Origin of the sequence: [Clostridium] saccharolyticum WM1 (assembly GCF_000144625.1) — a bacterium.
GTDB classification, from domain to species: domain Bacteria; phylum Bacillota; class Clostridia; order Lachnospirales; family Lachnospiraceae; genus Lacrimispora; species Lacrimispora saccharolytica.
Genome location: NC_014376.1, coordinates 2,857,588 through 2,877,225 on the forward strand (window position 1 = coordinate 2,857,588; position 19,638 = coordinate 2,877,225).

Consider the following 19,638-nt stretch of genomic DNA (forward strand, 5'->3'; position numbering starts at 1 on the left):
AAAGCCTCCTGTTATAATCTTCTTGTGATTGTGATTAATAACTGTTATTTTCTGCTGTCTTTTAATAAATATACCATGAAAAAAAGCTTACACCAATAGACTTACCGGAACTGCTTTTTCGGCCGGAAAGAAGCTTTATATTTTTCTGGTTATCGGTTACTTCCTTATCTTTTCTTCTCACGTCCCGGAACCACCAATCAAGTCATTTGCCATATCCCCGCCTTATCAATCACCACCTTAAAGAATCGACGGTATCACCTTGTTTCTTTGTCCATAAACACCCTGGAACCTGTAGCACCCGTTTGGCCCTGGTATTTTCCTTTATAAGGATTAAGAGCCTTCTCATCCAGCTGCGCAAAAACAAGCTGTCCCACTCTTCGGCCGGATTGCAATTCGATTGCACAGCGATTGGCATTAAACAGCTCAAGAGTGATTTCTCCTTCAAACCCGGGATCAACCCATCCGGCATTTTGAATAAATAAGCCCATCCTTCCTAAGGAACTTCTGCCCTCAACAAATGCCGTAAGGTTATCCGGCATCACGAAATATTCCTGAGTGGTAGCAAGGACAAACTGTCCCGGAAGAAGAAGGTATTTCTCCGCCTGGATGGTTTTATATCTGATTGCATTTTGCATTGTAATGATCCCGCTCGGCGAGTCTTCAACAACACTAAAAGTATTTCCAAGACGAATATCTACACTAGCAGGCTGTATTTGAGCTTTCTCAACAGGTTCTATCAATAGTGTCTTTTCTTCTAACATTCTGATAATTGTTTTATCCGATAAAATCATGGCAGTATCCTTTCTTTGCATTGCCTTCGCATCATTCCGCATTTGTTTTCCGGTAAATAATCAAATTGGTGCTTATGGTACAGAAGGTCGGCCGGCCGGTTTGCAATGAGGCATATATAGCTGTCTTCATGGGCATTCTCATCGAAATAACCGTCAATGGCCTTCATGATTTTCTCCCCATAACCTTTCCGATGATGCTCCTTATCTACCATAATATCACTTACAATATAAGTAATGCCTCCATCCCCCACTACCCTGCCGAATCCGATCAGTGTTTCTTTCTCATACAGGCATACAGTAAACAGAGAGTTTTTTAAGGCGGTCCTGCTTCTGTTTAAATCTTTATTCCCCATACCCGAACGTAACCGTAGGCTTAAATAATCCTGGGCTGACGGAGCTTCATAAACCATATGTATTTCCACTTTTTATCCTCCATAATTATGTGATTTTACATAAGAAATCCTCACTGTTTTCGTTACAAACGCAAAGGAATATCGCTGCAAGCTTTGTCATGATTGTGTTTATCCTTCCAATGAAAGCCTTGCGGCCTTTTCCCCATGGATCTGCGCCGTATCAAAAACAGGCAAATCCACATCCTTTTGCTGAATCAGCAGACCGATCTCTGTACAGCCCAGAATCACTCCCTGAGCTCCCCTCTCTGCAAGGCCACGGACAATGGACAGATACGTTTCCTTAGACACCTCTGAAATAATTCCCAAACATAATTCATGATAAATAACGTCGTTAATCGTCTCGATTTCCTGCTCATCCGGAATGAGAACCGTAATTCCCGCATTTATCAGCTTTTCCTTATAAAAATCCTGAGTCATGGTGTACTTCGTTCCCAGCAATGCAACCTTTGTAATATTATGACGCTTTAATTCGTCAGCCGTCGCCTCAGCGATGTGGATAATCGGTATGCTGATATTCTCTTGAATCCGGGACGCCACCTTATGCATGGTATTTGTGCAGATCACAATAAAGTCTGCTCCTGCCTTTTCAAGATTTTTCGCCGCCGTTGATAAAATAACGGCGCTTTTCTCCCAGTCCCCCTCTGCCTGACATTTTTCTATTTCAGAAAAGTCCACGCTGTATAAGAGAACCTTAGCCGAATGCAGTCCGCCCAACTGTTTTTTAACTGTTTCATTGACAATTTTATAATAAGTGACCGTACTTTCCCAGCTCATTCCTCCAAGCAATCCTATGGTTTTCATTTAACAGACCCTCCCGGTTATTATTTGCTGATATTATATCATACTTATCTTCCGCCGTCTTTCCCTGTATTGCATGGATTTGTAGAAAGCTGAGTCCTTTCCCCTGATTCCACAGCCATCATTCTTTGGCAAAGCGGAATAACGCATACATCCCTTATTTGTTATATTCGGCGAAGGCTTTCAATATATTACTACTGTATTAAAATTGGGAGGTATAATGAATGGTTGTCCCATTAAATCAGGTAACCAATCCCACGGATGAACAACGGCGCGAAATGATCAGGAATTCATTGGAAACGGAAGGCCGCCCGGAAGATTACGAATATATTGTCAATTTACTAAGCCCTCCACCTGATATCACCAATTACGCATCGCCGGGAGAACTGAAAGGAGTAAAAATCGGCGTCATCGGAGGAGGGCTGGCAGGTTTATCCGCTGCATTCGAGCTTCGTAAGCTGGGAGCCGACATTACGATCCTGGAAGCCAATGACAACAGAATCGGCGGCAGAGTCTATACCTATTATTTTGATCCGGAAGGCAGATACTACAGTGAATTCGGTGCTCATAGAATTCCTGTGACACATGAAACCACCTGGCACTATATCAATTTGTTCGGTCTGAATACCCGCCCTTTGTCCGTAAGGAAACGCAATAATTTTATTTATGTACATAATACCCGTCTGAGAACAACGGACTCTATTGAGCAAATCCTTTATCCTTTATACGATCTGACTCCTCAGGAAAAAAACACCCCATGGGCAGAACTTAATGATTATGCCTTTTTGTATCTGATGAAACAGCTTCCGCCCCATATCCGGTCAGAGCTGATACAGATATTACCGGAATATTCACCGGAATATCTGACTCTCGCAAGCTATTCCGTCCGGCAGACCCTGGAAAATCTGGGATTAAGCCAGGGGGCGATCAACTTAATCTCAGGAGTTGATCCAGGTACCGGTGCCCTTCTGCAAATCAGCTATGATGAGACCACTCAAGAGGAATATACGCTCGACTACCGAAATACCTATACCATTGAAAACGGAATCGTAAATCTGCCATACGCCTTTATCCAATCTTTTCTCACCGAAATCCCGCCCCAGTATCAAAATATTCCGGGGTCTCACCTAGGCACAGTTACCTATCATCCTGGTCAGACAGTCACTGGGATCTATCAGCCTCAAAATGGCAGCCAAATAATTCTGACTTATGACAATGTAAGAAATTATAAGAGAACTGCCCAGGTTTTTGATTATGTCGTTTGCGCTATACCATATTCCACGCTGAGGGAAGTTGAAATCAAACCGTATTTCAGCAATATGAAAATGCAGGCAATTTTAGAATTAAACTATGTGAATTCCCAAAAAACGTTTTTCATGTGCAGGGAACGTTTTTGGGAACAGAACACCGATTACGGCCGGATGGCGGGTGGATTTTCACCAACGGATCTTCCCATTCAATCCATCTTTTATCCCGGAGACCATTTACTTTGCCCGGATGCTTCCTCCTGCTCACCGGATGATCCTGGGGTACTGGTGGCCTCGTATAATTATCATTTAAATGCAACGAGAGTGGGAAACATGGAAGCATCACTCCGGTACGGACTCATAAAGGAAAATGTGGAAGAGGTTCACGGATTGCCAAGAGGCTCCTTAGATACGATTGTAAAAGACCATAAAACAGTGGTCTGGGATAACCAGCCCAACAGTCGGGGCGCTTTTGCCCTGACACTTCCAGGACAGAAAAATTTATTTGCCTATGAGATGCTGAAACCGGAATTTAACCAGCGGATCTACTTTGCCGGGGAACACGTTTCCACAAAACACGCCTGGATGCAGGGTTCATTATATACGGGTATGGCAGCTGCCAATCAGTTGGCGGATCATTTTCACAATCATTTTCAGTAATATCATGATAACACAAAAAGGGGTGCTTAAGGAAGCAAGTAAACGTCAACCGTCCATGGCTTAATCGTCCATATAAACAAATCTTTTTATCAGGCTGTCTTTTCATTGGTTGGAATAATATTCAGACATAAGGAACTACCCACTGAGCAACGGTTTTATCTTTTTCCACTTGCACGGTGGGTAATTCTGCAATTTACTCATTAACGAATAATTGACGTAATCCTGATCTTCAACATTTGAAAAGAAATTATAGAAAGACCGCAGAGCACATCAGCATCTTATTCTTATTTTCAGTTTCTAAATTTACAACATTACGTTCCACATACCCATACTCTTTTCTATTTTCCGAAACCCCTGCATGGTTTTAAGTACAAAACGTTATGGAAAGCATTTCCCTGGCTTTTTTATTGAATCAAAACCATTCCGCCTTTGCGCTTAAAGCCAGTCTCCCACAGCTTATGAAAAGACAGCCAGTGAAATTCTCCATAGGTTGCAATCTTCACATAAATCTCATTTTCCAATTCTTCATATCCTATGAACATGAACCAATGCCAGACAAGATCTTTGAAATTAACATTTTTATGCTGCAGCAGCAAAAAAGGGATTGGGATTCCATTATCAACTTGGCTTATTAATTTCTTTGCTGCTTCCATTACAGGAACCTCTCCCGGACAGCCGGTCAGCCGTATATCCTGTTCCCCCACATCTTTCAGATATTTGTAAAACCCATCTATAAAGACATCCAGCGTATTAATTCCCTGAAAGCGAGGCCTGAGATATGGCTTCATTTTCTCAGAAAACCTGATATAGTCTTCCTTGCCAAGCCTTTGAATATCATAGGGATACAGGTGGTTTTTATTGTCATAAAGTGCCATATGAATACAAGCGTCACATGCCGCAGCAGCTCCGCATCCTCCCAGATGCATCATGGGGTTCCGGAACCAGCTTTGATTTCCGCCAAATGAATTTTCAATTGTAAAATAAGGTAATTCTTTCTTCATATTTTCCTCCTTGCCTACTCCTTATTATAGGAGCATTATAGTACCAGTCTAAGCGTTCGATAAGAAAAATAGTCATTCATGGGAAAAAGACATTAATCGGCCGGCAATGAGCAGCATAAATGATGGTATATATAAATGATGATCATTTACCTAAGGCATTGTGATTCCTTAAAAATATCTTTCCGATTTCAGTTTTCATACAGGGTGGGGTACATGGTGCTCTGGTACTGTCGTCTTGATGGATATGCGGCATAGTCATTTAATGTTACTTGACAAAACAATTATTAAATATATATAATAGATATATATTTTTTATGGAGGATGACATGGCTTATTCCAGTGCAACCTATCAGGCTATCTCTATTTTGATTTATATACATTATAAAATCAGGGCCGAACTTTATAATTACCTGTCCAACCGGGTGATTTCTGAACAGTTGAATATTCCGGCTCCCACTGTCGTGAAGATCATGGGCAAGCTGAAATCGGCTGGGATCATTGATGTGCGGGAGGGAATGAAAGGCGGCAATATGCTTGCGAAGCCTTTAACAGATATTACCCTGTTCGATGTCTTTGACGCTATGGAACGAGGAAACCCAATGTTTAAAATACATCGTGGATTTCATCTGGATTACGACATTTTTGAAGGTATCGTGGAAAAAACGATCAATTCCCTTGAGGAAGCGGAAAAAGCTATGATCACTTATTTGAAGAAAACCAGACTGTCCGACCTAATACCACCTGAAAACTGAACTTTATCGTTCAGCTTTCTTTTACCTTGAAATATATATAATAAATATATATTTTATATATAACTACAAAAGGAGTATTATAATGTTTGAAGTAAATGTCAATGGAAAAAACTACATATCAGAGCAGGACATGTCAGTCATGACTTTCCTGAGAGAGAAACTGGGGCTTACGGCTGTCAAAAATGGCTGCGACCAGGGAGCGTGCGGAGCCTGTACCGTAATTGCGGACGGAAAGGCCATCCGTGCATGTGTAATGAAGCTTTCCAAGATGACCGGTAAAAAAATCATTACTGCTGAGGGCTTAAGTGAGCGGGAAAAAGAGGTATACGGCTACGCGTTTTCAAAATCCGGCGCGGTGCAGTGCGGTTTTTGCAGCCCCGGAATGATGATGGCAGCTAAGGTACTGCTGGATGAAAACAAGAACCCCACCCGCCAGCAGGCGGCACTAGCCATAAAGGGAAACATTTGCCGCTGTACCGGATATGTGAAAATAATTTACGCAATCCTGCTTGCAGCGAAACTGTTCCGGGAAAACAAACCTGTTCCGGTACACAGTGGTGACGAGCGTGTTGGCCAAAGGCTGGCGCGTGTGGACGGAATCGAAAAAGCATTGGGTACCGGAAAATACGTAGATGATATTGTGGTTGAGGGCATGGCATACGGCAAGGCAGTCCGTCCGCCTTCCCCCCGTTGCAAAGTGCTGTCCATAAATAAGGAAAAAGCAATGGCAATGAAGGGCGTTCTGGCGGTTTACACCGCCGAGGATATCCCCGGAGAGCGGTATATCGGACATCTGGTGTGGGACTGGCCTGTGATGATCGCAGTCGGTGAGGAAACCCGATACATAGGCGATGCGGTCGCACTGGTGGTCACAGAGCAGAAATGCCAGCTGGAAGAGGCCTGCAAGGCTGTGGAGGTCGAGTATGAGATTCTGCCGCCGGTCACCGATGTTTATGAAGCGCAAAAGGACAGCGCACCGCAAATCCACGCCCAAGGTATTGTCAAGAGAGGTCAGCTTTTTATTCCCAAAAACAACATCTTCCAGCACGAAGAGGTAAAACGGGGCGGAGACATTGAAGCGGTATTCACCAAAGCCGCCTATATCTCCGAGCATGATTACTATACTCCGCCTACAGAGCACGCCTTCCTGGAACCAGAGTGTGCCATTGGAATCCCTGATGGAGAAGATGCTATAAAAGTAATCACCAGCGGACAGAGCGTCTATGACGAATTACGGGAGATTTGCCGCATGCTAGGCGTTGAGCAGGATTCTTCCAAGGTTCGGATTCTATCGGCCTATGTCGGTGGAGGATTCGGCGGCAAGGAGGACATGAGCGTGCAGCATCACGCTGCACTGATCACCTGGCTGCTACGGAGGCCGGTCAAGGTGCTGCTATCCCGCAAGGAAAGCATGAATATCCATCCCAAGCGCCACTCTATGAGGATGCATGTGAAGGTGGCCTGCGATAAGGAAGGGTATCTGCTGGGAATGCAGGCGCGCATCTTATCGGATTCGGGAGCCTATGCCTCCCTTGCGGGACCAGTGCTGCAACGCGCCTGTACCCATGCGGCCGGACCGTACAACTACCAGACAGTCGACATAGAAGGTGATGCAGTCATCACCAACAACCCGCCGGGGGGCGCATTCCGTGGCTTCGGCGTGACCCAGTCCGCATTTGCTACGGAATGCGCAATCAACGAACTGGCGTACATGGCGGGAATTTCACCATGGGAAATCCGATATAAAAATGCAATTCGTCCGGGGCAGTCACTGCCCAACGGCCAGATTGCGGACGCGGGCACAGCGTACCTGGAAACCCTGGAGGCCTGCAAGGAATACTACCATAAATACAGCAAAAAGGACGGCTATTATGTGGGCATAGCATCAGCTATGAAAAACGCAGGGGCGGGCGTCGGAAATTTTGATCAGGGGCAATGTCACCTTTATGTAAAAGATGAGATTGTGCATATCCGTTCATCCGCAGCTGCAATCGGACAAGGCTTACAAACGATTTTAGTGCAGATCGTATGCGACACGGCAAATCTCACTTTAAATCAGGTTGTCATCCAACACCCGGACACAAAATACACTCCGGACGCAGGAACCACAACGGCCTCCCGTCAGACTGTATTCACCGGGGAAGCCACAAGGCGTGCAGCTGAAAAATTGTACGCAGCATTAAAGGAAAAATCCCTGAAAGAACTGGATGGCCAGTTGTTTCAGGGAGAGTTCCATTTTGATTCTGACCCCATTGGTTCGCCAAAGCCCAATCCCGTCAGCCACGTTGCCTACGGGTTTGCCACGCAGGTTGTCGTAATCGGCAAGGACGGAAAGGCGGTGTCTACTTGTCAGGCGGTGGATGTGGGCAAGGCCATCAATTCCACATCCCTGGAGGGGCAGTTTGAAGGCGGATCAGTCACCAGCATGGGCTTTGCACTGACAGAGGATTTCCCGCTGAAGGATGGGGTTCCCCAAGCCAAGTACGGGACGCTGGGGCTTTTACGCGCCACGGATGTACCGGAAATCACATGCAAGATTGTTGAAAAAAACACCTCAGAGATTGCCTTTGGGGCCAAGGGCGCGGGAGAAATCACTGCAATCACATTCGCCCCGGCCATTCAGAATGCCTATTTTCAAAAGGATGGGGTGTTCCGCACCAAGCTTCCGCTGGAGGATACGTTTTATCGGAAGTAAAAGCTGCGGCCGTTTGCAGGCTGAAGTTTCCTGTCCATAATTACACATATAATCGCCAGTTCCATGCTACATAAGCAATGCGCAAAACCAGCGCATTGCTTGTTAGTAGCTCAGACTTCCTAAATCACTGTCTGACTGCCACGGCTATGCGGCCTGCCTCCGCCCTACGCATAAAAAGCTGTTTTTGATCTGCCTAAAACATACTCCTAAACAGCGTACAAAACGTATTCAGTAGGGAAAATTGTGGATCCATAATAGCGTATATAAAAATTATAGGAGGGATCAGCTTCATAAATAATGCGGGGCAGTTTCCAAATGTCTTTGTGGTTATGATAGATGCTTAGCGCAAACTTTGGATGACATTTCTTTATTTTTTCCAGGCAGCCTAAAAGAGCCTCCTCTTCTCCGCCTTCTATGTCCATTTTTATAAAGGTTACATCCTCTTCTATATCATCGTCTATTTTTGTTATAGGTACAGCAATGGATCCATGACCGGCAAGCTGGCTTACAGAGGATAAAACATTGGACGAAAGATACATCGTACCGTTTCTATTGCTTGCTCCCTTTTTTCTGATGATTACATGATCCAGTTTAAAAAGCTCCACATTCTTTTCTATATATGTTATATTTACTGGTACTATTTCATAGCAATACATCCTTTTATAACATTTGTTTCCAAAAATACTTGAATAATTGACAATGGTATCTCCAATATATGCCCCTATGTCCACAAATACTTCATTTTTACTGCAGGTTACGATATCAAGGTCAAAATATTGTTCAAAGGTTTTTTCATGGATCCTTTCGATTCGTTTGGGGTCCGACAAAAGCCAGTAACAAAGAATATTAACAAGAATTTTTTTTGACCGGTAATCTTTAAGAATTTTATAAAGCCATTGAAAATCTTCCCAATGCTCAGCAAGGGCATGCGCCCGGTTATCTGCAAGCTGGAAATCACCCTTTTCCGGGTGATAAGTCCCCCAAAGCTTATGCTGATTTATGAAATTCATGGAGCTATCATACAGCCGGCTGTCAGTTGCTTTAAAATGTCTTAAGTTTTGTTTTACAGCCTCCGTAATTTCGTAAACATTTTTTTCTTTCATGTATCCTATGAGACATTCAAATTCCAGATCAATTTGGTTTGATATGGGGGCTAAGGAAAGGCCGGCTATATGTTCCGGAGGATTCAATACCGGAGGTTCTGATGGAAAGGACATTTTCTATCATCCTGCTTTTAATTTTATATTCTAATTATCTTATGTAAAAGCAGGTTAAATTGTGTGATCAGAGGACCTGCTGTTGATTCTTCCCGGATCATCCCGGAATATAAATTTTACATTGCACTTATATCCCCTGCAAAAGTTCCGGTCAGAAGATTGTACTGTCCAGCAGTAAGGGCAGCATACGCTATTTTCAGGACGTGTTTCAAAAACAAGGTTTACTGGAGAAGCCACCGGCCCATCTGCAAGCTCTATGAGATGATTCTGATGTTCCTTTTTCAGGCTGTTGATTCTTTCCCAGTATTTCTTATTCTTCCTTTCTGAATCACGCTGAACCTGCTCATATATGATATGGAAAGCGATTCCGGCAGCAACCAGACCGCCGCCAATAAACATTGTCATTGCATATTCCCTCTTTAAGAATATATCCAGCACAATTCCCATAGACACCTGGCCGACAAAAGTTAACAGCGTTAACTGAAAAGCTGCTATTCTGGGAACCGTTATATTGCACAAGCATACGGCAGTGACACCCAGTACCCCGCCTAAATATATCCACCCTGGAGAAGGCGTATGGAGGTTATAAAAGATATTACTTTTCTCAAAAATAACTGCGGCTGCTATTGTTATCGGAAGTCCTGCCACATGATTTATTAATGAACTCTGCAGTTCACCAATATGCTGAGACAGTTTCGCATTTACCGTACGTGAAAGGACGATTGTAATACCTGCGAAAAATGAAAACAGTACGGCATAAAGTGTTATCCCCGCCGAATCATCCAGCATTATAAGCATACCCGCCACAGAAAAGGCAAGCCCCACCAGTGAAGACTTTCTGAAAGAGTGCCTTTTCATACCAAGGAGTCCATAACTGTCAATGAATAAGGAAGCTGCTGTCTGGCCAAACAGGCCTAAGGCAATGATACTTGTCAAGCTGATTTTCCCATATGCAAAGTTATTGAATACGGTTGTTAAAACACCAATCACTCCCCCCAGATACAGCCAGACAGGAAGCGGATTCTTAATGGGAAGCCTTTTCTTTCTCAGCCTGCAAAGGAAGAATGCAAATGCAGTTCCTACGATATGAATGATGGCTGCAGCATAAAACGTTCCATATTGAAGTGTAAGCCTTCCGTTGATCGCAACCATAACTGCAATGACGATTCCCGTTAATAAAGACAGTATTTGATACATAGAATCACCCCCGTAAAACCATTGTACCTTACAAATTGACATTACTATAGGACATATGTCATACTGGTTATGGGATATAAGCGGTATAATGAAGGGGGAGGAACTATATGCATAGCAGTCATTTTAAAAAAGAACATTTTAAAAAATTAGAACAGTATGGCATAAACCATATGATCCTTGATACCGGACTATGTCTGAAATATAAAGCCGGTGAAACGATTTTACATGAGGGAATGCCAATTTTGTACCTTTTCATTGTGGTTAAGGGAAAAGCCAAAGTCTGTGCCATCGCAAAAAATGGAAAAGATCTGGTATTATGCTATTACATATCCCATGGCCTTATCGGTGATATTGAATTGATGACCAATGCCAGTCATGCATCCAGCAGCGTCATCGCAGTGACTGACTTTGAATGCATCGCACTTCCCTATAAAAATTATGCCGCAGATTTAAAAAACAATCTTACCTTTTTAAACCGGCTTGGAAGTGAACTTTCCGTCAAATTAATACGCAGTTCAAAAGATTATGTATCTACTGCCTTGTGTACCGGAGAGGAACGCTTATGCTCCTACATTTTAGAGTCTTCAAATAATCAAGTATTTAATGAAGTGCTGGCAGATGTGTCCTCTTCCATCGGTATGAGCTACAGGCATATGTTCCGCCTTCTGAACCAGCTTTGTATGGACGGGATTCTGGACAAAAAGGATTATGGGTACCTGATTATTGATCGCCATGAACTGATCCGCAGATCTGCAGATTCTTTCTAATCGATCCTGCATGAAAGAGCCTTGAATCTATGAGTAAATTCAAGGCAGCTAACCATGCAGAAAGACAGATACCAGTCTGCTTTGTAATGCTGTTTAAATCACCATGACAGATCTTCCTTTTATTCTTAGCTTTTCCAGCAGCCCATTTTTATATCTCCAATCTACCTGATTTAGAATTATGACATACCGTTTATGAGTCAGTCAGGCTCTTTGCCCAGCTGACAGCTTTGGAAGAATTTTCCTCCGCATTTTTTTTAGGTTCAACAAAATCAATCTCGCCAATGAATTCATTCCCGGAAAGCTCTTTTTTCAATTTTGCAAAACACTTTTTGGCTCCGCCTCCTCCATGGCTGGCAAACAACGCAATCCGCTTGCCCCGGATTTTAAATTGGCTGATAAAACTTTTTACAGGCGGTGTAAATGATCCTGCCCAGACAGGCGTACCTATGATAATAGTATCATATTGGTTCAAATCAACGGGTTCATTTATCAGCTTCGGCTTTTCACCGAAAATGACGCTCTTTCCTCCCCAAAAATACTTTTGGAATCCTTCCGCCGGATACTTTTTGTTTATTTTCAATTCCATAATATTGGCGCTTATGGTTTCTGCAACCGTTTCTGCAATAAATTTTGTGTTGCCGTCGTATGAAAAATATACAACCAGAGTGCTCATAACGATTCTCCTTAAATAATAAGCTTATGGTCCTATAATTCAGTTATAGGCTTATTGTATTTGTGGTATTGATGAAATAACAGACTTCCAATACACCCTAATCTTCCTTATCTCATCCATACAGCCAATAGTTTCATGTCAAATATCGCTCCATCGGGCCGCTTTGTTTCATGACTGGTCATCCCCTTTTTCAGCAATTATCCTTTTTGCTTCAACAGCCCAATCCCTCATTGCAGAATAGATATAAACGCCGCATAGGGCGGTAAGCTGACTGAAGGAGCAGTCGATCTCCTTCTCTTTCAGCTGCCCGGAAAGCTCAATATAGCGGTTCATCTCCTGAACCAGCGTTTCATTCCTTTTGATAAAATCCTCCAGATGCCCAAGGAGCACCTGGGGTTCTGTGTTCTCACCAAAAGAGATCTTCAGTAATATCTCATACCTGATCTTCTCTACTTCAGGTGCTTCCCGCAGCCAATTGGAAAGCTCTCTTCTGCCTGCATCGGTGATGCTGTACTGGATCTGTCCCCGGCCGTTTTCAAGCGGTGCTTGATTAGACGGGACGGCAAGACCCTCAGCCACCAATTTCCTGAGGGTCGGATATATCTGACCAAAACTCTCCTGCCAGAAATGGCTGTATTCGTTCTCTATCCATTTTTTTATGGTATAACCGGTCTGGGGCATTCGGGCAAGCATTCCAAGTATGACATATTTTGATTTTCCAGTATTTTCTTTCATCCTTCCTCCTTCTCCACACTTTATATATCACAATAATATATCATAAAGATATATGTGTCAATCCTGTCTGATAAAAAAATCAAAGGATACTAGAACTCATCCAACTTTCTGATATCATTCACCATAGGGCAGATACCAGCAATACCCATGATCATAATTCCTGATAGCAAGAACCAATGGTTAACGCCTATTCTGTCTGCAAAAAATCCGGAAAGGATCAAACCAATGGGCATGGCAAGAGACATGATACTGCCTGTCAGTGAAAACACACGCCCTAAATATTCCGGTTGGATCTTTTCTTGAAAAAGGGCAGTCTGAACACCGCTGTAAAACGGTACGGAAAGTCCCATAACCGCGCAGCATATCACAAATAGAACAAATCCATCCGGAGGAAGCAATCCCGATACGGTCAGACTGGCTCCCATCATAAATACAGATGCAGTGATAAATAAAACTCTCTTCTTTAAGTTACCAAATAAACCTAACAGCAAACCACCAGCCAGCATACCGGAGGCATAGGCTATTTCCGTAATGGAGACATGTACCGGTGTTCCTGAAAAATATTCCATACTGATCAAAGGATATAATGCATTGATAGGCATGTAAACAAACATATACAGTGTGCCTATAAGCAGCAATGCAAAGATACCTCTGTTTTCTTTCAAAGCATCAAATCCTTCTCTCATTTCTTTCATAAAATTTTGATTTAAATTCTTGTCAACGGCATTGAGCTTTGGAATCTGCACCAGTCCAACGGTAATACATGCAATAACTGCACCTGCCACGTCAATGGCTATGATCAAATTCAGTTCCCAGACAGAATATAAAAACGCAGCTGCTGCCGGACTGAGAATATAGCTTACGGATTGCAGGGACTGGCTGTAACCAGCGCATTTGGTCAACTCCTCCTCCGGTACCAGCAATGGCGTGACCGCACTGAGAGCCGGAGAATGAAAGGCGGTTCCAATGCTCCGGATAAACAGTACTGCCATCACCATCCAAACCGGCAGATCCATATACAAGGCAATAATAGCCAGCCCCCCACCGGCTGCAGCAATCATTAAATCAGCAACAATCATTATCTTTTTTCTATCGTAGCGGTCAACTAACACACCAATCACAGGCCCAAAGACTGCATATGGCAGAAACCCAATGAATGAAGCAACTGACAGCACCATCGCTGACCCTGTTTTTTCAGTAAGATAAAAAATAATGGCCATTTGCAGGATGGCACTGGTAATCAGTGAAATCGCCTGTCCTGTCCAGATCATAAAAAAAGACTGTTTCCATTTTGAAGTTTTGTTATTCATATTTTTTCTCCTTGCACTTTTTATTGTTATTTTCTTTCTGATTTACGGCAGTCAAGACCACCCGTAAAACGGGTGGCTTGTGAAAAGGGTATAACCCTTTGATACTAGGCCAGCGTCTCAAGGCGCTGGCTTTCACTTCGTTCAAGCCACTATGCTTTTGACTCGTCGCCGCCCCTGAAGGGGCCTTTGTAATACCGACTAACCCTTAAAAGGGTCCTCGTATTCTTTTACACTTAGTTTATCTTGCATAATATCCGCTTTTTCCTGCTCCTGTATATATTTTCGGATGGTGTCCTCATTTAGTCCTACTGTGCTTACATAGTATCCTTCCGACCAAAAATGTCGGTTTCCGAATTTATACTTTAGGTTTGCGTGGCGATCAAACATCATAAGGGCGGATTTGCCTTTTAGATAACCCATAAAACTGGATATGCTAATTTTAGGCGGAATACTTACCAGCATATGTACATGATCCGGCATAATATGGCCTTCTAAGATTTGGACCCCCTTATAATTACATAGTTGCTTCAAGACTTCTCTCAAATCTTCCTTGTATTATAAATTACTTTTCGTCTATACTTAGGTGTGAAGACGATATGATATTTGCACATCCATTTCGTGTGTGCCAGTTCATTGGCTTTCTTCGCCATTGAAATCACCTTTCCTTTCTCTAATAGTGGCTTGGACACCTCTATTATAATCGGAAAGGTGATTTTTTGTATAACTTACTGACTCGCACCCGCATAGCGGGTGGTTTATTATTTCACATGGATTCATTTCTCTTAAAGAGAAACTCACCCATGTTCAACAGGCTAAAGCCCATAATAAAAAATGCAGGCAAAAATTCGCGTAGCGAACTTTCGTCTGCACCTTAACGTTAAAAAGACATTGGAAAAACACATAACCCCAAAAGGCTACACTTCCCCCATATCTATGTCTTAATTCGTAAAAAAAGCACAACAAAAAAGCCCACTTAGCGGATCCTATAACTGCTTTTTTATTGCCGGCTTATCTTAAACGAACAGAATACATAGATAGAATGTCCTCCTTTATTTAACAGGATGAAGTCATTTTAACATAAAGAATATAAGATTGTCAATTTCCCAGAATTGTATCTCTACGATATGAATAAGGTTACCGTTAATTGCTTACTTCCTTTCTGTGGCCTTATAGCATATCACTTACAGAATATGGCTACTGCGTCCCGCAGAAATACTGCACAGCCAGGTGCGATTTTATCGTAATACGCACGAAACCGGGGATCCTCCACATACATCTGCGTTATACCTCTATGAGCTTCTTTGCTGTAATCGGACCAATAAAAGCACAGCCATCTTTTATGAAGCTCACAGGCCCTCCTGGCCAATTCACCTGCCGGATCGCCTTGCTCATAAGCCGCCTTTAATGTCTCGTTTAAATCTGCCGTCAGTTTCTCCAGTTCCATATATTGTTCCTTGCTCATGTTCAAAACCTTGGCATTGGAGCGGCTGACGCTTTCTTCCCCATATTTTTCCCTGATTTCTTCCCCATACTGCTGTTCGTTGTCGTCCACCAGCTTTTGAAGGAAGCCTTCAAACTTCTCCTGGTCACTCATTTTAATTTCTCCTTTCATGGTCTTTATGGTCTTTCTGACATTGGCGACCAGCAAATCCAACTGCTCTCGCCTGGCAAGCAGGGCTGACAAATGGCTCTCTAACGCCGTAAGTCCGTCAAAATCCTTGGAAGCAAGAATATTTCGGATCTCTTCCAGGGATACTCCCAGTTCACGGTAAAAAAGGATTTGCTGCAGCCGATCGATCTCTTTTTGTCCGTAGATCCGGTATCCATTGGAGCTGACACGGGCGGGAGAAAGCAATCCCAGCTCATCATAGTACCTCAATGTTCTCGTACTGATCCCAGCCAATTTTGCCAGCTTGTTAATGGTGTATTCCATTATTTCACCTCCTTGCAAAAACCACTATAAACTATTACGCTGCGTTAATGTCAACCGTTTCATGAAATTTTTTTTAAATGTAAAAATTAATTAGTTCATGTTCATTATACCCTCAACAGTTCATTTCCTTCCGGCATAAATAAAAGGACTGAATCGTTGGAACCACACTGTGTTTGGTGGTTTTCCGATTTAGTCCTTTTATAATTTCACATCATATCAAACAGGCCAGCCATTCCCTTAGGGTAAAATGTTCCCGGCACTTAAGTAGATCTGGTACCATTCCTCACGGGTGAGCATAATATCGGCGGCCCTGACGCACTCCTGCAGACGCTCTGCATTCATCGTCCCGGTCACCGGCTGCATATGGGCTGGATGGCGCAGCAGCCAGGCCATGGCAATGGCCGTACTGCTGGTCTCATACTTTTCAGAAATTTCATCAATCTTTTCGTTGAGTTGCGGAAACTTTTCATTGTCCAGGAATACCCCCTCAAAAAACCCGTATTGGAATGGAGACCAGGGCTGAACAGTAATATCATTGATGCGGCAGAAATCCAATACGCTGCCATCCCGGTTCACTGCCTGTTCATCCAGCATATTGACATGGATCCCCTGGGAAATCATGTTGGCATTTGTAATGCTTAACTGCAGCTGGTTCGCAACGATCGGCTGTTTTACAAACTTTTTCAATAATTGTATCTGCATGGGATTTTGATTGGAAACCCCAAAATTGCGAACCTTACCTGTATTCTGTAAAATATCAAACGCTTCGGCAACCTCTTCCGGCTCCATCAGCGCATCCGGACGATGCAGCAATAATACATCGAGATAATCGGTCTTCAGCCTTTTCAGGCTGCCATCCACTGCCTTTAATATATGCTCTTTGGAAAAGTCAAAAGCAATACCAGGGCGGATTCCGCATTTGGATTGCAGAACGATCTTTTCACGCACGGCTGCATTCATATGAATTGCATCTGCAAATAGCTTCTCACATTCTCCGCCGCCATATATGTCTGCATGATCAAAAAAATTGGCACCAAGATCCAGTGATTCCTGTAAAAAACGTTCCGCTTCTGACTTATCCAGTTTGTTGATGCGCATACACCCAACCGCAATCGTTGGTACCTGCATTTCCCCTAACCTTACTGTTCTCATGACATAAAACCTCCTAACCGTCTGAACCTGTATATCATACAGGTCATTGAAAGTGCCTTGCAATGTTCTATTGTGCCAGTTTATAAATTTCAAGAACATCCTGCCAGTAAAGCTTTTTCAGTCCGCCAATAGGAGCCTCATTTCCAAATGCGGCACCTGTCGCCTTTTTCGCCATTAATTCAAGGTGACTGGCATCAATGCCCAGTTCTCCAAGGGTAGCGGGAAGACCCATTTTATGGAAAAATTCACGCAGCCGGAAGATAGCTTCCTGAATGATTGAGTCCGGATCCCGGAAGCTGCCTTCCACACCCATGATATTAACCGCAAACTGTACGAACATGTTAATATTATCCTTATAAACATACTGCATCCAGGCAGGAGTCAATACCGCCAGACCCGCTCCATGTGCCACGTCATAAATGGCGCTGAGTTCATGCTCCATACCATGACAGGCCCAGTCCTGTTCACGGCCCATGCCCACTAAGCCGTTATGGGCAACGGTACCGCCAAACCCTACCTCGCACCAGGCATGATAGTTATAGGGATCTTCAAGGACAAGCGGAGCATTCTTAATGATGGTCTTCAGCACTGTTTCACATAAACCATCTGTCAGATCAGTATGCGTTGTGTTGGTAAAATAACGTTCAAAAACATGACTCATCATGTCTGCCACACCGTTGGCGATCTGATTTTTAGGCAGGGTAACAAATAATTCCGGATTCAAGATACTGAGCAAAGGACGCAGATGAGGGCTGCCATAACCGTATTTCAGTTGTTTTTCTTCATTGGTGATCACAGTATCGCCGCTTGCTTCGCTGCCAGCGGCAGGAATGGTAAGAATCGTAGCTACCGGCAGTGCCTTTTGGATTTCTATGCCCTGTTCATAAATCTCCCAGACATCACCATCATAATATACTCCCATTGCTATGGCCTTGGCAGAATCTATGGCGCTTCCGCCTCCAACTGCCAGGATCAGATCCACCTTTTCTTTTTTGCACAGGGCAATCCCCTCTTGTACCAGTGAAAGGCGGGGATTGGGCACAACGCCGCCAAGCTCTACGAAAGAGAGCCCGCTTTCCATTAGTGATTGAATCACGGTGTCATACAGTCCGCTCTTTTTCATGCTGCCTCCGCCGTAATGCAGCAGAATCTTGGTGGCATGAGGTTTTAACAGGGCACCGATCTGCTTTTCCATGCCTTTTCCAAATAGGATCCGTGCCGGTGAGTAAAAGTCAAAATTAAGCATTTATTTTCATCCTTTCTTTTGGTTTGTGTTCCGATTTGTTATTTCGTTTGTTTTTTTGTTTACCTTGTAATCGTATCAGGATCGGCAGAAAGTTCATAACAATCTGTTAATGTTTTCACTATGCTCCTCCAATCACAGTTTGACAAACTGTTATTTTGAATGTATATTGGTATCATAAACCTTAACCTTAACTCTAAGTCAATATGTATTTTCAAAAATCATAGGATTTTTAAATGTAACAAACAATTCCAATTTTAAGAGGGAGAATGTCCTAATGGGCTACACAATCAAGCAGGTATCGGAACGAACAAATCTTAGCGCACATGTACTGCGTTTTTATGAAAAAGAGGGACTTTTGTCCAATATTAACAGAAGCAAAAGCGGCATCCGCAGTTATACGGAAGATGATTTAGAATGGCTGGGATTGATTTGCTGCCTTAAGAACACAGGCATGTCATTGAAACAAATCAAAGAATTTGTGGATTTAAGTGCAGAAGGCAAAGAAACTCTGAAACAACGCTGCGAGATATTGATCGAACATAAGAAAAATGTGGAAACTCAGATTCAGGAAATGAACAGACATCTGGATAAAGTATCTCATAAGATTGCCTATTATACAAAACAGTATCATGAATACAAGAACGGCGGAGCTCATTAAAATTTTAAGAATGATTTCCCATGGCGATCAAACATCATTAGGACAGATTGCCCTTTCAAGTAGCCATAAAACTAGATATGCTAATTTTATTCGGGATACATACCGGCATATGACGTGATCTGGCATGATATGCCCTTTTAAGATTTGAGCCTCAATATAATTGCATAGTTGCTTCATGATATCTCATAAAATATAAATTACTTATCATCACTTAGGTGTGAAGACGATAAGATTTTTGGCACATCCATTTCGTATGCGCCAATTCGTTGGCTTTCTTCGCAATTAAAATCACCTTTCCTTTCTCTAATAGCGGCTTGGTTGCCTCTATTATAATCGGAAAGGTGATTTTTTTTAACTCATTGGCTCACACAACATAGCGGGTATGCCCTTGGC

At 43.0% G+C, this 19,638-nt stretch carries 17 protein-coding genes and 2 pseudogenes; 5 read left to right on the plus strand and 14 right to left on the minus strand.

Annotated features, from left to right (window positions below):
* Positions 1-254 precede the first annotated feature (254 nt).
* The 3 genes from dcd to CLOSA_RS13260 form a co-directional block, all read right to left on the minus strand.
* Positions 255-791 carry a dCTP deaminase gene (gene dcd / locus CLOSA_RS13250; protein WP_013273280.1) on the minus strand — a complete coding sequence of 179 codons (537 nt, stop codon included), beginning with the start codon at positions 789-791 and terminating at the stop codon, positions 255-257.
* Entirely contained in the window at positions 788-1,213 is a 426-nt protein-coding gene (locus tag CLOSA_RS13255) for a GNAT family N-acetyltransferase (RefSeq protein ID WP_013273281.1), read from the minus strand. The genes dcd and CLOSA_RS13255 overlap by 4 nt, the downstream gene beginning before the upstream one ends.
* Before the next feature lie 99 nt (positions 1,214-1,312).
* A complete protein-coding gene (locus tag CLOSA_RS13260; protein ID WP_013273282.1) occupies positions 1,313-2,005 on the minus strand; it encodes an aspartate/glutamate racemase family protein in 693 nt (230 codons plus the stop codon).
* A 221-nt stretch (positions 2,006-2,226) separates the two neighbouring features.
* Between CLOSA_RS13260 and CLOSA_RS13265 the strand changes: the two genes are divergently transcribed.
* Entirely contained in the window at positions 2,227-3,909 is a 1,683-nt protein-coding gene (locus CLOSA_RS13265) for a flavin monoamine oxidase family protein (protein ID WP_013273283.1), read from the plus strand.
* A 404-nt stretch (positions 3,910-4,313) separates the two neighbouring features.
* On the opposite strand, the gene CLOSA_RS13270 is transcribed toward CLOSA_RS13265, so the two are convergent.
* Complete coding sequence (locus CLOSA_RS13270) at positions 4,314-4,910, minus strand: hypothetical protein (RefSeq protein WP_013273284.1); 597 nt, start codon at positions 4,908-4,910, stop codon at positions 4,314-4,316.
* 326 nt (positions 4,911-5,236) lie between these two features.
* Here CLOSA_RS13270 and CLOSA_RS13275 point away from each other — a divergent pair, with 326 nt between their 5' ends.
* Complete coding sequence (locus CLOSA_RS13275) at positions 5,237-5,662, plus strand: Rrf2 family transcriptional regulator (RefSeq protein ID WP_013273285.1); 426 nt, start codon at positions 5,237-5,239, stop codon at positions 5,660-5,662.
* A gap of 82 nt (positions 5,663-5,744) precedes the next feature.
* Positions 5,745-8,357 (plus strand): selenium-dependent xanthine dehydrogenase, encoded by a 2,613-nt coding sequence (gene xdh / locus CLOSA_RS13280; protein ID WP_013273286.1) that lies wholly within the window; start codon positions 5,745-5,747, stop codon positions 8,355-8,357.
* Positions 8,358-8,563: 206 nt separating this feature from the next.
* Here xdh and CLOSA_RS13285 read toward each other — a convergent pair whose 3' ends face one another.
* Positions 8,564-9,574, minus strand: a complete 1,011-nt coding sequence (locus CLOSA_RS13285) for an FkbM family methyltransferase (protein ID WP_013273287.1) — start codon at positions 9,572-9,574, stop codon at positions 8,564-8,566.
* Between the two features lie 54 nt (positions 9,575-9,628).
* Positions 9,629-10,771, minus strand: a complete 1,143-nt coding sequence (locus CLOSA_RS21790; protein ID WP_013273288.1) for a DMT family transporter — start codon at positions 10,769-10,771, stop codon at positions 9,629-9,631.
* Positions 10,772-10,878: 107 nt separating this feature from the next.
* Here CLOSA_RS21790 and CLOSA_RS13295 point away from each other — a divergent pair, with 107 nt between their 5' ends.
* On the plus strand, positions 10,879-11,538 hold the full coding sequence (locus tag CLOSA_RS13295; protein WP_013273289.1) for a Crp/Fnr family transcriptional regulator: 660 nt from the start codon (positions 10,879-10,881) through the stop codon (positions 11,536-11,538).
* A gap of 190 nt (positions 11,539-11,728) precedes the next feature.
* Here the strand turns inward: CLOSA_RS13295 and CLOSA_RS13300 are convergent, their stop codons facing one another.
* From CLOSA_RS13300 to CLOSA_RS13330, 7 genes and pseudogenes are all read right to left on the minus strand, one after another.
* Positions 11,729-12,211 (minus strand): flavodoxin family protein, encoded by a 483-nt coding sequence (locus tag CLOSA_RS13300; RefSeq protein WP_013273290.1) that lies wholly within the window; start codon positions 12,209-12,211, stop codon positions 11,729-11,731.
* A 168-nt stretch (positions 12,212-12,379) separates the two neighbouring features.
* Complete coding sequence (locus tag CLOSA_RS13305; RefSeq protein ID WP_013273291.1) at positions 12,380-12,946, minus strand: PadR family transcriptional regulator; 567 nt, start codon at positions 12,944-12,946, stop codon at positions 12,380-12,382.
* 89 nt (positions 12,947-13,035) lie between these two features.
* A complete protein-coding gene (gene mef(A), locus CLOSA_RS13310; RefSeq protein WP_013273292.1) occupies positions 13,036-14,256 on the minus strand; it encodes a macrolide efflux MFS transporter Mef(A) in 1,221 nt (406 codons plus the stop codon).
* A gap of 198 nt (positions 14,257-14,454) precedes the next feature.
* Positions 14,455-14,906 (minus strand): annotated as a pseudogene (tnpA, locus tag CLOSA_RS13315) (IS200/IS605 family transposase).
* A 527-nt stretch (positions 14,907-15,433) separates the two neighbouring features.
* Positions 15,434-16,189 (minus strand): MerR family transcriptional regulator, encoded by a 756-nt coding sequence (locus CLOSA_RS13320; protein WP_013273293.1) that lies wholly within the window; start codon positions 16,187-16,189, stop codon positions 15,434-15,436.
* 237 nt (positions 16,190-16,426) lie between these two features.
* Positions 16,427-17,341 (minus strand): aldo/keto reductase, encoded by a 915-nt coding sequence (locus CLOSA_RS13325; protein ID WP_013273294.1) that lies wholly within the window; start codon positions 17,339-17,341, stop codon positions 16,427-16,429.
* A gap of 67 nt (positions 17,342-17,408) precedes the next feature.
* The gene (locus CLOSA_RS13330; protein ID WP_013273295.1) at positions 17,409-18,587 is read right to left on the minus strand and encodes an iron-containing alcohol dehydrogenase; all 1,179 of its coding nucleotides are present in this window, start codon (positions 18,585-18,587) and stop codon (positions 17,409-17,411) included.
* A gap of 274 nt (positions 18,588-18,861) precedes the next feature.
* Here CLOSA_RS13330 and CLOSA_RS13335 point away from each other — a divergent pair, with 274 nt between their 5' ends.
* A complete protein-coding gene (locus CLOSA_RS13335) occupies positions 18,862-19,245 on the plus strand; it encodes a MerR family transcriptional regulator (RefSeq protein WP_013273296.1) in 384 nt (127 codons plus the stop codon).
* On the opposite strand, the pseudogene CLOSA_RS23765 reads toward CLOSA_RS13335, so the two are convergent.
* Positions 19,245-19,528: pseudogene (locus CLOSA_RS23765) on the minus strand (transposase); the annotation flags it as partial. The gene CLOSA_RS13335 and the pseudogene CLOSA_RS23765 sit on opposite strands and share 1 nt — an antisense overlap.
* Positions 19,529-19,638: the final 110 nt, after the last annotated feature.